Below are 14,463 nucleotides of genomic sequence, written 5' to 3'. Positions count from 1 at the left end.
AAAATATATTAATAACAGTAATCATAACAAATAAAAAGTACGCCCTAAAGCAGTCTTCCGCTCTAGGGCTAAATTTATTGTGCTGGCTGTGCTGGAGCCGTATTAGTTGCTTCTTGCACAGGAGCCATAATACTCTGCATATCAGCAACCTTCTTTTTCAATTCTTCATTCTCTTGTTGTAATTTTGTTCTTTCACTTTGGAGCTGTGAATTTTGAGTTTGAAGCTGCGATATTTGAGTTTGAGTTGCCGTCTGTTGAGCTGACTTTTTCTCTTCTGGACTTTTGAGCTCATATACTTTGTTTTCAATTACCCCGGAAACTATGGTCTTTACATTGTCATCAACTTCTATACCCAACTTCTGAAGTACACTATATACATAATCCTCAGCACTCTTTTTCCTCTGGTCTGCTGGAAGCTGTGAAGATATATTGAGCTGTTCTGCTTGTCCTACACCTATTTCTGCATACTTTTCTATGATACTTAAAATATTGAGAAACTTGTTGCCCGGTACTATGGCTTTTGCAGCATCAGTATATTTCTTGATCTCCTGCAGGCCGATTTCAACCTTTTGTAATATCTCTCCGGTGTCAATCCCTTTCTTTTTCAAATAAGGCAGGAGTACCAATACTGTAGCTCCCACTCCAACAGCTAGTCCTACTATAACAATAAATAATATAGTTGTACTTGACATTTTTACATTCCTCCCAATTAATTTTTATTTGGTTTTTCGCTTATTATAGAAAATAATTCTGGATAAACTAGTCCAGTTTTTTTAATAGCCATGGATATAATTCGTTTAATATCCTGAGTTGCACCTGATTTATATATCTGCAATAATTTTGCCAGTAAATAGATATTCAACTGTTTAGCTCGATCTCTATCTCTCTTGATTGCTTTTATTTCCTCATCAGTATACATACTTTATTCCCTCCACTTTATTTCTCTGTGTATATAATATATATGCACTTTTTGAAATATAGGCAGGAAAATCTGAAAATTTCTTAGAATTATTTTTTTATTTGCCTCCATTTTTTATAAAATTTAAAACCGCCTGTGCTGTTTCATATCTATCTGAACCGCTAATCCGTTTCCACCAAAAGGCTAATCTCTATCATAGTTAGGAGTTAGCCTTATCCTATAGCCATTAGCTACATTAGCGTCTTGATTTGTTATTTCAGTTATGGTTGTAGGATTTTCTTCATCAGTTTCAATAACTATTTCAGTATATTTATCTGATAACACATCTATACTTTCTGTTCCCATTTTCTTCACCTCACCCTCCTAATAGCACCCTTGACCCTCCGGTAGCAGTCATGCCGCATCAATTTTTCTATATCACAAAAGGAGAGGTCTTTGCCTCTCCCAGACTCATTCTTATTTAATTTTTTCTTCTTGGGCTTTTCTTTTTCCATATCTCTCACCTTTGTGTATGTTATGATTAAATAAAAAGGAGATTGTCATTCATGAAAATTCTAAAGTACATATTCTTATGGATTATAAGTTTTATAGTTTTTATGTATGGTTCATTTATTCTTGTAGGATTGTTGTCCAATAACAATGATAACTCTGAAATATTAATTGGTATTTATTCATTAGGAGCAACTATTATAACTTGTACATACTTAATAATAAATTCTTTAAAACAAAAATAAGCACTAATCTTACAGTGCCTATTTCATAATCTTAAGGGAGTTCAATTTTATAAAGAATTTGCTGATGGTTGCATTTAAGTTTATAGTGCCCTGCAACCGCAGACACTAATTATTATTCTTAAAGGGGACAATATTTAAAAACTATTTATTTTGGGAATTAAACTTTATGAAAATCCTTTTCGCTAGCATCTATTTTCTTAGGACACTTATAAGTATATATGGTATTTGTGACAACTTAGTGTCGTATTAATTAACTATTTATAAATATTATGAATTTTTAAAGACACCCAACTAAAAGCCAGGTGTCTTTTACAAGATATAGGAATTATATTTATGGCATATAAACCATATTGGAGGCCCCATTTAACCCTGGAGCCACAGGTTTATTGAGGGTATTAAAATCTATCTTTATATTCATTTGCCAATCTTTTCGGCGTGTCCCATGTAACAACCGGAGCGACTTCTTTATTTAATATTATATCTCCATTAGGCTTTGTCTTGTATATGGATCTGTTCTTTTTTACAAAGGTGCTATCTCCCATATATCTGTTCGCCTGATAGTTTACCGCTTTCAACACTTCACGCCTGCGGATCAGTGCAACTTGATGTTTTATTTTCAAACTTCCAAAATTCCTTTGAATGCACTTTTTAATAGTATCTTTTTTACAATTTAATTTCCTGGCAACCTCGGAATCTGTGAATCCTTGGATATATAATTTCCTTACCTGCTGTTTATCTATAACGGGTTTCAAAACATCACTCTCCTAAAAAGAATATAGTTCAACCAAACCATAAAAGGGGACATGTTTTATTTTCACCAAATTGAATTCCTTAATTCATTTATATTATATATCATCCTTACGAAGATTTTTCCCAAATTTATTCCACTTTTGTATCAAATCTGTCTCATTTTTGTCTCACGATTTTTTGTTAATTAACTTTTACTTTGAATTCCTGCACCTTTACTTAAAAGATATACACAATATTGGTTCATACTTATACCTTCTTCTTTAGATTTCTCCATTAATTCCTTATGAAGTGATTTAGGCATCCTTAGTTTAAACTGTCCTGAAAAATTTTCTTCCTCCAGTGGTTCCGGTATCAACATTCCATCTTCAAGTGCTGATTCAAGCCAACTTCTTTTTGCATCATTTAAAAGATTTATCCCTTCGTCAATTGTATCTGCACAAGTAATGCATCCTTTTAATTCTGGATATTTTAATACATATCCACCTTCTTCGTCTTTTATAACTTCAATTTTATAGTTAAGATTCATATAATATTCTATATTCTTCAAAACGTACTCCTCCTTCCAGAATATAGTATTGCCTATTTGTTTATACTAATTTTTATAAAATTAGATATTCAATACTTTATTTCTCTCTTTCTTGGGATTCTACTATATCCCTTACTAATTTCACATATGTAACTTTAATTGGCCTTTTATATGGTATGGTAATTGGATTTCTTCCATCTTTTCTGAATGTCCAGTGGCTACTTCCACCCTTTGGAGGCTTCCCTGAATAGCCATAACTTTCTAACACTTTCTTTAACTCTGAAAATCTCATATCAGTTGAAAGATTTTTTATTTCTTCTATCAGCTTATCAAACTTTGACATTTCTTATGTACCTCCTGCTAATATCATTATAATATGATGTCATATATGATGTCAATATATTTTAAATAAAAAGTGATAGCTTTTTATTTACAGCTATCACCATATAAGGTATTGCAATTACTTTAATCATTTCACCACCTGCATCTTATACGGCCACGCTTATTACACTTTTTAACCAATTCCCCTACAACCTCATACACCATGTTTTCCTTTTCCTTGGCTTTCTTTACTCTTCGTTTCTGCAGCATATTATATGTCATTTCAGCTTTCTCTCTAGCTGTCAGCTTCTCCATGTATACCACTCCTAAAATTATTTCTTTAAGCTAACTTTTTTCTTGTCTCATATTCATGATTTCTTTGTAAGATTGTCAACTCCTAAAATTACCAGAATAATAATTTGATTTCTGCACATCCTATTTTCATAAGGATATCAATGCACTCAAGATGTTAGAATATTAAAGTTTATGTGAAGTTTGAAAGAAGTTTGTATGAATTAAAATGTTTTTTCTTGGTGCATTGATACTTACTTTACACTGGAGATGATGAATCTCCAGTGTTTAAACTTATACTACATTAAACCTCATTCCAGGGACTTTTATCCCTGGTTTTTTTCTTCGTGAAAAACATTCATAAGCTACAATATCACATCTATTCAATTATTCAATATCATATATTATAGGATATTCTAACAATTAACTTATACTTAAAAAATTCACAGTGCTATCAAATTGTATTATTAAAATTCTCTATAAACAGGGGGATCAATATATGAATTCAATATCAAATGATTATAGACATAATTGTGAAACCAATAAACTACACCCAGTTATTTTAAAATGTGGAGAAGCTGGTCAGGTAATAATACCTGATACTACCCCAGGTGGAACTACTGCTACCATCACTACTATCACCATAGATACTTCTAAATTTCGTAATCCATGTACGAAACTCGAATTCACAAGTAATATAATTGCAACACCTACTTCACCCACAGCACCTGTTGTAGGGACTTTAAATTTTCAAGTATTTAAATTCTGTGGTGATCAACAACCCATACCTATTGGCGGACAGTTTTCTTTTGCATTAGCACAAGCAGTCGCAGTCCCTGCTTCTACTACATTCACATTTTTTGTATGCGACTGTAACCAATGTTTAAACGGATGCTGCACTTATACTATAACAGTAACAGCTGCTGGGACTATTATTACAGGCCATATTGGTGTTTTCGCTGCAAGGCTAGCAGCAATTACTGTAGATAATCCGAAATAATACTATTGAATAAATAATTTTTAAGAAAATGGTATATTAATCATATCTTTTCTTGATTGATACCATTTTCTTAAAATCTTGGTTACATCTGCCGGTATCTGCTTGCATACACCTGTTTCATAATTAAGTAACGATCCAACACTGACATCCAGCAGTTCACTAGCTCCTTCTCGACTTCTGAGTTTGTCATTACTTTCGGATGCTTTTATCCTTGCTTTTTTGTAAATTATATCCGCGTCTCTTATGGATCTGCTCATATGTTCCCACCTCTTTCTATATTGAAATTAAACATTCTAATAGTAAAACTAATACGAAATTGTACTCTGCTCGTCTCCTTTTGCTAGTAAAATATAGATATAAGCTCCCATTATCTTCTAAAGGTTCTTGCATTATTTTGTAGAATTATCACCTTAAAGGTGGTGTTTAAAATTTCTACTATAATATTGGATGAAAATACTATTGAACAAATTAGTAAAACATTAGGTGAATATCTAACTGGTTCTCAAATAACTGAATTTCTATCTAAAATCGGTATAAATGAGAATTCACCTAATACCAAATGGCGAAGACTCAATTTTTGTTTTCAAATGAAGCAAAATCAAGATAAATGTGCTAATAATATTCTTCATTTCATTGAACTTGTTGTTAAACCTGTAAGGTTCGTAAATGATAAAGACCGTTTTTATGAATTATTAACTGACTTAAATGACATTCTTATATTCTCAGGCTTAAAAATTAACGAACAAGGAAAATTTACTTTAGTTAAAAAAGTTACTACTTTAAGTGAAGCTCAAGAGAGAGCGTCCAAATTGAGGAAAGTCCTCTATGATAGACATATACATACTGATGTATTAAAATTCTGCAAGCCTGAACTTTTGCAAGAAAATTACTTTCATGCTGTTTTTGAAGCAACTAAAAGTATATCTGATAAACTTCGCAATATTTCTGGATTACCTCTTGATGGAAATAAATTAGTTTATACAGTTTTTGATAAGAATAAACCTTTAATTGCCATAAACTCTTTAAGAACTCCATCAGAAAAAGATGAACAAAACGGCTTTAAAAATCTACTTGTAGGAATATTTAGTATGTTTCGTAATACACTTGCTCATGAAGCTAAAATATATTGGCCAATATCTGAACAAGATGCTGTTGATTTACTTACAACACTTTCTTTCATTCATAGAAAGCTTGATAACGCAGTTAAAATTCCTTATTAAATAAGACATTCTAAATTAATTTTTGAAACTTTTCCCAGTGAACCTTTATATTTAGTTTCTACTTCACTTGCTAATTTATAGGCATTTTCCTCTGTCTTTATAAGGATAGAATCTCTTATATTTTTTGATATAGAAAATTCTAAATCAGAAAGATAATAAATACTGTTCATTAATAAATGCTCACTATAAAAAAATTTCTTCTATGTTTCTGTAGATTATTTATTGGGTAATACTAATATTAAGAACGCAACCGATTCTGCCGATAAAATAGCTGAATCTCTAAATGGCAACCCTGAATTAGCTCAGTTTTGGGATTCATTAAAAGATAGAGAAGATTTAAATTACTATTTAAGCAAACTAGAGATATAGCTTTCAACATTCCTGCAGATACATTAGGTTTTGTTTATTTAAGCAGACGGCAGAATTATCATCTCATACTAAATGGCAATATAAATTACGAAACTCAATGTAATGTCTTTTTACATGAAGTAAAGCATATAACTGAAGATATGCCTACTATGGGATACATTATAGAGTTGGACATGCAGTATACATATATGGAGCTTTCTGCCGATAATGTAGCTAATAAATTATATAGCATTAAGTGACTTACTCAATTTTATAATTTTGAGTTTTTATTTTTACCCGATGGAGAAAATTTTGTAATTATATGTAACATATGAGAAAGGATGAGGTTAAATGGAAATTAAAGAAAAAATACAGGCATTAGCAGATAGGGCTGAAACACTTGTGGAACAAATAAAAACAGAAGAAGCAACTAAACAGTCGTTAATATTGCCTTTTTTCCAAATGCTAGGATATGATGTATTTAATCCACTTGAATTTTGCCCTGAATTTGATGCTGATTATGGAGTTAAGAAAGGCGAAAAAGTTGACTATGCAATTCTTATAAACGGAGCTCCTACTATTCTTATAGAAGCAAAAGAATGTAATGATAATCTTGAAAAACATGGTTCTCAATTATTTAGATATTATACTATATCATCAGCCAAATTTGGGATTCTAACTAATGGAATAAAGTATAAATTTTATACAGATCCAGATGAGCCCAACAAAATGGATGAAAAACCATTTTTTGAAATTAATTTATTTGATTTAAAAGATAGCTCCATTAAATACCTGGAAAAATTCTCAAAAGACGAATTAAATGTAGATGCCATAGTTAATTCTGCATCAGATTTAAAATATACAAGCCTCGTAAAAGATTTTTTTAAAAAACAAACGGAAAAACCATCTGAAAGTTTTGCTAATTATATACTAGGGGAAATTTATGAAGGAAGAAGAACATCCTCTGTCATAGAAAAATTCACTCCAATAGTCAAGAAATCTCTGAATCAATTTATCAATGAAACTATGAGCAACAAATTCAAAGAAACATTAAAAGGGACTAATTCAGAGGAAACTAATAAACCCGAAAGTGAAGACACTAGTGAGGAAGAAGTCGCCAACAATCATAAAATTTCTACCACAGCGGAAGAACTTGAAGCATATGCAATAATAAAATCAATTTTTAGAACTACTATTGATTTATCACATATTACATATAAAGATACTGAATCCTATTTCAGCATCTTAGTAGATAATAATACAAGAAGATGGATTTGTAGGTTAGCACTTAGAACTAAAAAAATATTAATATTACCCAATAAAGATAAGACACACACAAAATATGAATTAAAATCCTTAGATGACTTATATTTATATTCAGATAAATTAACTGAAGTACTAAATAAATATATAGAACAAACTAATGAATAAATGCAGAAAAATGGTAATATTTAATGAAATTCTCCAATTTCGAGAAGCTACATAAAATGTATAATTTTTTTATTATACTATTTTCTCTAATTGCAGTGATTTTAGCTTTTTTAGATTTGGCCAATAAAATTAACATAGACATTCCTCCGTATAATTACATTGATAACGCTATTTTAATTATTTTTACAGTAGATTATTTCACACGATTAATTATTTCACAAAATAAAAAAAGATTTTTTAAAGAAAACATATTTGATCTGATTGCTATAATTCCATTCAGTTCTTTCTTTAGGGTTACAAGACTTTTTAGGGCTTTAAAATTAATTAAACTAACTAGATTATTTAAATTAATTAGGCTTTTAGCCTTTCTGGAAAAACTTAAGAAAAATACTAGAAATTTTCTATATACAAATGGTTTTATATATTTAATATATGCAAATTTAATAACTATAACGGCAGGATCATTTTCTATATACTTTTTTGAAAAAGGAGTAACCGTAAAATCCATTGGAGATGCTTTTTGGTGGAGCTTTGTAACTACTACAACCGTTGGATATGGAGATATATCTCCTAAGACCATTCCTGGTAGAATAACAGCAGGAATTTTTATGATAATGGGAATAGGCCTTATAAGTTTACTTACCGGCACTATATCAACTTATTTTATAAATAAAATAAATAATAATAAAACACTACCAGATTATAACGAACTCCCTGAAGAAGCACAAAAAGAGATTGAGGATTTTATTCAATATATTAAAAGTAAGTATATAAATAATTAAACTTAAGTATAAATTCAACAAAAATATAGATGGAGGCAATTGCTTCTAACCTGAACAAGATTGCTAAAACTGAAACACCTGCTGCTGTTATTTCAGGACTTGAAAAAGCAGCTCAAAAAAAGTGATAAAAAGCTATAAAAATTAAAAGCGGAACGTTTCCGGTACGCTTTTACAAAAAACAAAGCCAGAAACCCAGCATTCATGCTGGTTTCCGGCTTCTATGCTGTCATTCCCATTCAATTGTAGCAGGTGGTTTGCTGGTTATATCGTAGACAATTCTATTTACACCTTTAACTTCATTTACTATCCTTCTGGACACCTTATCCAGCACAGGATAGGGTATCTTAGCCCAGTCCGAGGTCATGGCGTCTGTGGAGATAACAGCCCTAAGAGCAACAGTATAGCAGTAGGTCCTCTCATCGCCCATTACCCCTACAGAACGTATATTGGGAAGACAGGCAAAATACTGCCATATGGATTCATCCAATCCTGCATTGGCTATTTCCTCTCTAAATATTGCATCTGCTTCTCTAGTTATTTCAAGTTTCTCCTCATTAATGTCCCCTAAAACCCTTATTGCAAGTCCAGGTCCCGGGAATGGCTGCCTCCATACCAATTTGTGAGGTATACCCAATTGTTCTCCCACAGTCCTGACCTCATCCTTAAATAATTCCCTTAGAGGTTCTATAAGTTTAAAATCCATATTTTTCGGAAGTCCTCCTACATTATGATGGCTTTTTATAGTATCAGAAGCTCCAAGGCCGCTTTCCACAACATCAGGATATATAGTTCCCTGGACTAAAAAACCTATTTCACCCAATTTTTTAGCTTCTTCTTCAAATACCCTTATAAACTCCTCCCCTATTATCTTTCTCTTCTTTTCAGGATCAGACACTCCTTTCAATTTTCCCAAAAACCTGTCTTTCGCATTAACTCTTACAAAGTTCATGTCAAACTGTTCTTTAAACACATGTTCTACCTGATCTCCTTCATTTTTTCGAAGAAGTCCGTGATCCACAAAAATACAGGTGAGTTTTTTACCAACAGCTTTATGTACAAGAACTGCCGCTACAGAAGAATCCACTCCGCCTGACATGGCACATATTACCTTCTTATCTCCAATTTTTTCTCTAATAAGTTTTACTTTCTCCTCCACAAAAGAAGACATGGACCAATCTCCCTTTAAATTGCAGATTTTAAGCAAAAAATTCGTGAGCATTTTTTTACCAAAGGGAGTGTGCTGAACCTCAGGATGAAACTGAACTCCATATATCTTTTTGGAATCATTCCCCACAGCTGCCACAGGGCACTCGTCAGTAGAAGCTATAATTTCAAAACCTTCTGGTGCACGGGACACCACATCCGTATGGCTCATCCAACAGCTCTGCTCTTTATCTATACCGCTGAATAAAATACTGTTATTGTCCAGTACAACATCCGCCTTTCCATATTCTCTAACCACAGCACTTTTAACTTCTCCACCTAAATTGGCACATATGAATTGATGTCCATAGCATATACCTAAAATAGGGATCCCTAAACTGAAAATTCTCCTGCTTATTTTAGGAGCATTTTTCCCATACACACTTTTAGGACCACCAGTAAATATTATTCCACTGGGGTTTTTATCTATTATTTTATCCAGAGAGCAAGTATAGGGAACTATTTCACAATATACATTGTTTTCCCTAACCCTCCTCGCTATAAGTTGATTATACTGCCCTCCAAAATCTATTATAATAACCATCTGCCTATCCATGGATTTCCTCCTAACCACTTTTAAATAATTACATCAATTATCACGGTTACAGCTCATTTATAATTATATCATCCAAAAATATATATTGTAGTAAATCAACTAGTTTATTTATTCCTGTCTCACGCTATAGTTAGGTGCCTCTCTAGTCATAGATATATCATGGGGATGACTTTCTCTAAGCCCAGCAGAAGATTGAATCACAAAAGTAGCTTTTTCATATAGATCTTTTAATGTGGGAGCTCCTAAATATCCCATACCCGAACGTATTCCTCCAAGGAGCTGAAATATAGTATCTGCCACAGGTCCCTTGCAAGGCACCCTGCCTTCTACTCCTTCTGGAACTAATTTTTTATTTCCCTCTTGAAAATATCTATCTTTGCTTCCACAGGCCATAGCAGCTAGTGATCCCATTCCCCTATAAACTTTATAGCTCCTTCCTTTATATATTTCAGTTTCACCAGGAGCTTCATCACAACCTGCAAACATGGAACCCATCATAGCCACCTTGGCACCGGCTGCCAATGCCTTTACTATATCTCCTGAATACTTTATCCCTCCATCTGCAATAATCGGGACATCAAATTTATTGGCTTCCTCTACACAATCCATTATTGCCGTAAGCTGTGGTACCCCTACACCGGATATAACCCTTGTAGTACATATAGAACCAGGGCCAATGCCCACTTTTACACAATCCACTCCAGCTTTTGCAAGATCCCTTACAGCATCACCTGTCGCAATATTTCCTGCAATAATTTGCAATTCCGGATATTTTCCCTTTATAGTTTGAACTGCATCCAGAACTCCCTTGGAATGACCATGGGCCGTATCCACAGTTATAACATCTACTCCCATTTTAGCCAATGCATCTACCCTATCCATCATATCCACAGTAACGCCCACTGCAGCGCCGCATAAAAGTCTTCCTTTGGAATCTTTGGCACTGTTGGGAAATCTCTTTACCTTTTCTATATCCTTTATAGTTATGAGTCCTCTTAAATTATTATTTTCATCCACTAAAGGCAGTTTTTCTATTTTATGTGTTTTAAGTATTTTCTTGGCCTCTTCAATAGTTGTATCCTCTGGAGCTGTTACAAGTCCCTCACTGGTCATGACCTGTGAAATTTTCTTATCATAATTTGTTTCAAAAACTATATCCCTGTTTGTAATTATACCCACCAGTTTCCCCCTTGTAGTTATGGGTATGCCTGATATTCTGTATTTGCTCATGAGGGCAAGGGCATCATTTATGCTGTTGTCCGGTGAAAGATAAAAGGGATCAGTAATTACACCATTTTCCTGTCTCTTTACCTTGTCTACCTCTATAGCCTGCTGCTCTATAGACATATTTTTATGTATTATACCAATACCGCCTTCTCTTGCCATAGCAATTGCCATTTTGGAATCAGTGACAGTATCCATGCTAGCACTCATAAGAGGTATGTTTAATTTGATTTTTTTAGTTAAATTAGTTGCAAGGGACACCTCTCTAGGTAAAACTTCAGATTTATTTGGTATTAAAAGTACATCATCGAAAGTATAGGCTTCCTTTAAAATTCTTGCCAATTAAAATCACTCCTAAAATTATAATATGTTAATAATTACTGTTTAAAAAATGTTTAATAAAAAAGCCCTACTAAATTCATTCATAATGAAAGTAATATGGCTATACTATAATAACTCCATTCATAGTCGGAAATTTACGGCTTCCGGTAGATACTTCCTGCCATATTGAGGAAATATATGAAATGGATAAAATCAAATCTTATTATAAATTTCGACATTTTTCTACCTGTCTTATTAACTATTTACACTATTTTATTCAATTTTTCTGTTTTTGTCAATGTGAATTTATACTATTTTAGAAAGTATTATAAAACCCCATATCCAATGATACGGGGTTTTAAAGTCTGCTGAAGCTCGAAAATTAGTACATTCCGTCCATTCCGCCGCCCATTCCAGGTGCACCTGGCCCAGGAGCTGGAGTGTTCTTTTCCGGAATATCTGCTACTGCTGCTTCTGTAGTCAAGAATGTAGCTGCTACAGATGCTGCATTTTGAAGTGCCGATCTTGTAACTTTAGTTGGATCAACTATTCCATTGTCTACCATATCTACATATTTATCATTTAGTACATTATAGCCAATGCCAACTTTACTATTTTTAACTTTTTCAATTATCACAGAACCCTCAACACCTGCATTAGCTGCTATCTGCCTAATTGGTTCTTCCAGTGCTTTTCTCACTATATCTATACCAACCTTTACGTCTGGTATATCTGAAGTTAACTTCTCAACTTCTGGAATTGCATTGATATAAGCTGTTCCACCACCAGGTCCCATGCCTTCTTCAACTCCTGCCTTAGTAGCTGCCAGTGCATCTTCTATTCTCATTTTCTTTTCTTTTAATTCAGTTTCAGTTGCTGCTCCAACTTTTATTACAGCTACTCCGCCGGCAAGTTTTGCAAGTCTTTCCTGTAATTTTTCCTTGTCAAAATCGGAAGTAGTTTCTTCTATCTGTACTTTAATTTGAGATACCCTGTCTTTAATAGCTTGCTTATCTCCTCTTCCATTTACAATAGTGGTATTTTCTTTGTCTATCTTCACGGATTCAGCTCTTCCTAAATCCTGTAAATCAACTTCCTTTAAGTCTCTTCCAAGTTCTTCAGAAATCACCTGTCCTCCAGTAAGTACCGCTATATCCTGAAGCATTTCTTTTCTTCTATCTCCAAATCCAGGTGCCTTTACTGCTACGCATGTAAATGTACCCTTCAACTTATTTACAACTAAGGTTGCAAGGGCTTCACCCTCTACATCTTCAGCAATTATAAGTAATTTCTTTCCCTGCTGAACTATTTTTTCAAGCAGTGGAAGTATCTCTTGAATATTTGATATTTTTTTATCCGTTATCAATATATAGGGATCATCTAATACGGCTTCCATCTTTTCCGTATCTGTAACCATATATGCACTTAAATAGCCTCTGTCAAATTGCATACCTTCAACTACATCCAGCTCAGTTCCCATAGTCTTAGATTCTTCAACAGTTATAACACCCTCGTTGCCGACCTTCTCCATGGCGTCAGCAATCAATTTACCTATTTCTTCATCAGAAGCTGATATAGATGCAATTCTCGCTATATCTTCTTTTCCCTTTACTGTCCTTGAAACTTTCTTTATTTCTTCTACTGCCTTATCCACAGCTATTTTTATACCCTGTCTTATAAGCATTGGATTTGCCCCTGCTGTAACATTTTTTAATCCTTCTCTTATTATAGCCTGAGCCAGTAAAGTTGCTGTAGTAGTTCCGTCTCCTGCCACATCATTTGTCTTCGTAGCAACTTCTTTTACAAGCTGAGCTCCCATATTCTCATAGGGATCTTCTAACTCTATCTCCTTTGCTATAGTAACACCGTCATTAGTAATAAGTGGTGTACCAAATTTCTTGTCAAGTATTACATTTCTTCCCTTAGGTCCAAGGGTAATTTTTACTGTATTCGCTAATTTATTTACGCCTTCTTGCATTTTCGTTCTTGCATCTTCACTGAATAAAATACTTTTTGCCATAAAAAAACCTCCCTACAACTACATATTATAATAAATACTTTTTTTAAATTAATAATGTTCTTATTCGATTATAGCCAATATGTCATCCTGCCTCAAGATAGTATACTCCGTACCATCTATTTTTACTTCATTCCCGGCATATTTGGAAAACAGTACTCTATCTCCTACTTTAACCTCCATAGTGATTTCTTTTCCATCAACTACTCCACCAGGTCCTACTGCTACAATCTCAGCTTCTTGTGGTTTTTCTTTAGCAGTACCTGGCAAAACGATACCACTCTTAGTGGTTTCCTCCACTTCAATTTTTTTAATTACAACTCTGTCTCCAAGTGGTCTAATTTTCATCTAAACCCCTCCTTAAAATACTTTAGATTTATTTAAATTTAATTTTTAACTTTTCTTGTTAGCACTCATTAATTATGAGTGCTAATACAATTATTATAATAATGAATCCCATTTATATTATCAAATTTAAATTTGGCATATATTATGCTATTTTTCCCAAAAAACATCCAATATACTTTAATTAAGTAAATATTTCAGCTTATTTCTGTATATTTTATGAATATACTATTATAGAAACATCACTCAAAAGACATCATAGTATTACTTTTCAATTACATTTGTATAAATTTTCTGTGAACTACCACCACTTATAGAAGTGGATGGCTTCTTAGTCAATATTCCTAATGGAACAAGTTTACCTAAGCTCTAAAGGTCGAACCAACCTCAGTGTATTACCAAAATTATATGGCTAATTTCAGCAGATTTTTGCTGGCGTTTATATCCCTGTCATGGTGTGTGCTGCATTTAGGAC

The 14,463-nt window shown here is 33.1% G+C and carries 18 protein-coding genes and 1 riboswitch; of the genes, 4 read left to right on the top strand and 14 right to left on the bottom strand.

The features are described 5' to 3' along the window. Positions 1–74: 74 nt before the first annotated feature. The 8 genes from J5G60_RS10885 to J5G60_RS10850 form a co-directional block, all read right to left on the bottom strand. Complete coding sequence (locus J5G60_RS10885) at positions 75–692, bottom strand: hypothetical protein (protein WP_150358325.1); 618 nt, start codon at positions 690–692, stop codon at positions 75–77. Between the two features lie 17 nt (positions 693–709). After that, complete coding sequence (locus J5G60_RS10880; protein ID WP_150358324.1) at positions 710–919, bottom strand: hypothetical protein; 210 nt, start codon at positions 917–919, stop codon at positions 710–712. 183 nt (positions 920–1,102) lie between these two features. Beyond that, positions 1,103–1,273, bottom strand: coding sequence for a hypothetical protein (locus J5G60_RS10875; protein ID WP_190972249.1), 171 nt, complete (start codon positions 1,271–1,273; stop codon positions 1,103–1,105). Further along, a complete protein-coding gene (locus J5G60_RS10870) occupies positions 1,270–1,413 on the bottom strand; it encodes a hypothetical protein (RefSeq protein WP_190972248.1) in 144 nt (47 codons plus the stop codon). The genes J5G60_RS10875 and J5G60_RS10870 overlap by 4 nt, the downstream gene beginning before the upstream one ends. Before the next feature lie 635 nt (positions 1,414–2,048). Then, the gene (locus J5G60_RS10865; protein ID WP_150358323.1) at positions 2,049–2,405 is read right to left on the bottom strand and encodes a DNA-binding response regulator; all 357 of its coding nucleotides are present in this window, start codon (positions 2,403–2,405) and stop codon (positions 2,049–2,051) included. Between the two features lie 182 nt (positions 2,406–2,587). Continuing rightward, positions 2,588–2,950: a toxin-antitoxin system HicB family antitoxin gene (locus tag J5G60_RS10860; RefSeq protein ID WP_150358322.1), complete on the bottom strand. Its 363-nt coding sequence runs from the start codon at positions 2,948–2,950 to the stop codon at positions 2,588–2,590. A 76-nt stretch (positions 2,951–3,026) separates the two neighbouring features. Further along, the gene (locus tag J5G60_RS10855; protein ID WP_150358321.1) at positions 3,027–3,272 is read right to left on the bottom strand and encodes a toxin HicA; all 246 of its coding nucleotides are present in this window, start codon (positions 3,270–3,272) and stop codon (positions 3,027–3,029) included. A gap of 131 nt (positions 3,273–3,403) precedes the next feature. Next, a complete protein-coding gene (locus tag J5G60_RS10850) occupies positions 3,404–3,565 on the bottom strand; it encodes a hypothetical protein (protein WP_179978435.1) in 162 nt (53 codons plus the stop codon). Between the two features lie 475 nt (positions 3,566–4,040). Here J5G60_RS10850 and J5G60_RS10845 point away from each other — a divergent pair, with 475 nt between their 5' ends. Then, the gene (locus J5G60_RS10845; RefSeq protein WP_150358320.1) at positions 4,041–4,541 is read left to right on the top strand and encodes a DUF4489 domain-containing protein; all 501 of its coding nucleotides are present in this window, start codon (positions 4,041–4,043) and stop codon (positions 4,539–4,541) included. Positions 4,542–4,561: 20 nt separating this feature from the next. Here J5G60_RS10845 and J5G60_RS10840 read toward each other — a convergent pair whose 3' ends face one another. Continuing rightward, complete coding sequence (locus J5G60_RS10840) at positions 4,562–4,798, bottom strand: hypothetical protein (RefSeq protein ID WP_190972247.1); 237 nt, start codon at positions 4,796–4,798, stop codon at positions 4,562–4,564. A gap of 162 nt (positions 4,799–4,960) precedes the next feature. On the opposite strand from J5G60_RS10840, the gene J5G60_RS18895 reads away from it, so the two are divergent. Further along, positions 4,961–5,761, top strand: coding sequence for a TIGR02391 family protein (locus tag J5G60_RS18895; RefSeq protein ID WP_236035259.1), 801 nt, complete (start codon positions 4,961–4,963; stop codon positions 5,759–5,761). Here J5G60_RS18895 and J5G60_RS10830 read toward each other — a convergent pair. Continuing rightward, positions 5,758–5,931 (bottom strand): hypothetical protein, encoded by a 174-nt coding sequence (locus J5G60_RS10830; RefSeq protein WP_179978433.1) that lies wholly within the window; start codon positions 5,929–5,931, stop codon positions 5,758–5,760. The genes J5G60_RS18895 and J5G60_RS10830 overlap by 4 nt on opposite strands. 529 nt (positions 5,932–6,460) lie before the next feature. Between J5G60_RS10830 and J5G60_RS10825 the strand changes: the two genes are divergently transcribed. Together J5G60_RS10825 and J5G60_RS10820 are read left to right on the top strand one after the other, a co-directional pair. Continuing rightward, positions 6,461–7,540 carry a type I restriction endonuclease gene (locus J5G60_RS10825; protein WP_150358319.1) on the top strand — a complete coding sequence of 360 codons (1,080 nt, stop codon included), beginning with the start codon at positions 6,461–6,463 and terminating at the stop codon, positions 7,538–7,540. A 56-nt stretch (positions 7,541–7,596) separates the two neighbouring features. Further along, positions 7,597–8,322, top strand: a complete 726-nt coding sequence (locus tag J5G60_RS10820; protein WP_150358318.1) for an ion transporter — start codon at positions 7,597–7,599, stop codon at positions 8,320–8,322. Positions 8,323–8,548: 226 nt separating this feature from the next. Here the strand turns inward: J5G60_RS10820 and guaA are convergent, their stop codons facing one another. From guaA to groES, 4 genes are all read right to left on the bottom strand, one after another. Next, positions 8,549–10,081, bottom strand: a complete 1,533-nt coding sequence (gene guaA, locus J5G60_RS10815; protein ID WP_150358317.1) for a glutamine-hydrolyzing GMP synthase — start codon at positions 10,079–10,081, stop codon at positions 8,549–8,551. Positions 10,082–10,189: 108 nt separating this feature from the next. Beyond that, a complete protein-coding gene (gene guaB, locus J5G60_RS10810; RefSeq protein ID WP_150358316.1) occupies positions 10,190–11,647 on the bottom strand; it encodes an IMP dehydrogenase in 1,458 nt (485 codons plus the stop codon). A gap of 103 nt (positions 11,648–11,750) precedes the next feature. After that, positions 11,751–11,848, bottom strand: a riboswitch (purine riboswitch). Positions 11,849–12,008: 160 nt separating this feature from the next. Then, the gene (gene groL, locus J5G60_RS10805) at positions 12,009–13,646 is read right to left on the bottom strand and encodes a chaperonin GroEL (protein ID WP_150358315.1); all 1,638 of its coding nucleotides are present in this window, start codon (positions 13,644–13,646) and stop codon (positions 12,009–12,011) included. 60 nt (positions 13,647–13,706) lie between these two features. Further along, positions 13,707–13,991, bottom strand: coding sequence for a co-chaperone GroES (gene groES, locus J5G60_RS10800; RefSeq protein ID WP_150358314.1), 285 nt, complete (start codon positions 13,989–13,991; stop codon positions 13,707–13,709). Positions 13,992–14,463: the final 472 nt, after the last annotated feature.

It is taken from the genome of Clostridium sp. HV4-5-A1G, from assembly GCF_900184915.1.
Lineage (GTDB): Bacteria > Bacillota > Clostridia > Clostridiales > Clostridiaceae > Clostridium_B > Clostridium_B aromativorans.
The sequence above is the reverse complement of the archived record's forward strand: the minus strand, read 5'-3'. Positions and strand labels throughout refer to the sequence as shown.

Bases quoted from the DNA above. Each gene is read 5' to 3' on its own strand.
- J5G60_RS10845 (WP_150358320.1), top strand. From the start codon at position 4,041: ATGAATTCAATATCAAATGATTATAGACATAATTGTGAAACCAATAAA.
- J5G60_RS10880 (WP_150358324.1), bottom strand. From the start codon at position 919: ATGTATACTGATGAGGAAATAAAAGCAATCAAGAGAGATAGAGATCGA.
- J5G60_RS10885 (WP_150358325.1), bottom strand. From the start codon at position 692: ATGTCAAGTACAACTATATTATTTATTGTTATAGTAGGACTAGCTGTT.
- J5G60_RS10855 (WP_150358321.1), bottom strand. From the start codon at position 3,272: ATGTCAAAGTTTGATAAGCTGATAGAAGAAATAAAAAATCTTTCAACT.
- J5G60_RS10870 (WP_190972248.1), bottom strand. From the start codon at position 1,413: ATGGAAAAAGAAAAGCCCAAGAAGAAAAAATTAAATAAGAATGAGTCT.
- J5G60_RS10820 (WP_150358318.1), top strand. From the start codon at position 7,597: ATGTATAATTTTTTTATTATACTATTTTCTCTAATTGCAGTGATTTTA.
- J5G60_RS10830 (WP_179978433.1), bottom strand. From the start codon at position 5,931: ATGAACAGTATTTATTATCTTTCTGATTTAGAATTTTCTATATCAAAA.
- guaA (WP_150358317.1), bottom strand. From the start codon at position 10,081: ATGGATAGGCAGATGGTTATTATAATAGATTTTGGAGGGCAGTATAAT.
- groL (WP_150358315.1), bottom strand. From the start codon at position 13,646: ATGGCAAAAAGTATTTTATTCAGTGAAGATGCAAGAACGAAAATGCAA.
- J5G60_RS10850 (WP_179978435.1), bottom strand. From the start codon at position 3,565: ATGGAGAAGCTGACAGCTAGAGAGAAAGCTGAAATGACATATAATATG.
- groES (WP_150358314.1), bottom strand. From the start codon at position 13,991: ATGAAAATTAGACCACTTGGAGACAGAGTTGTAATTAAAAAAATTGAA.
- J5G60_RS10840 (WP_190972247.1), bottom strand. From the start codon at position 4,798: ATGAGCAGATCCATAAGAGACGCGGATATAATTTACAAAAAAGCAAGG.
- J5G60_RS10825 (WP_150358319.1), top strand. From the start codon at position 6,461: ATGGAAATTAAAGAAAAAATACAGGCATTAGCAGATAGGGCTGAAACA.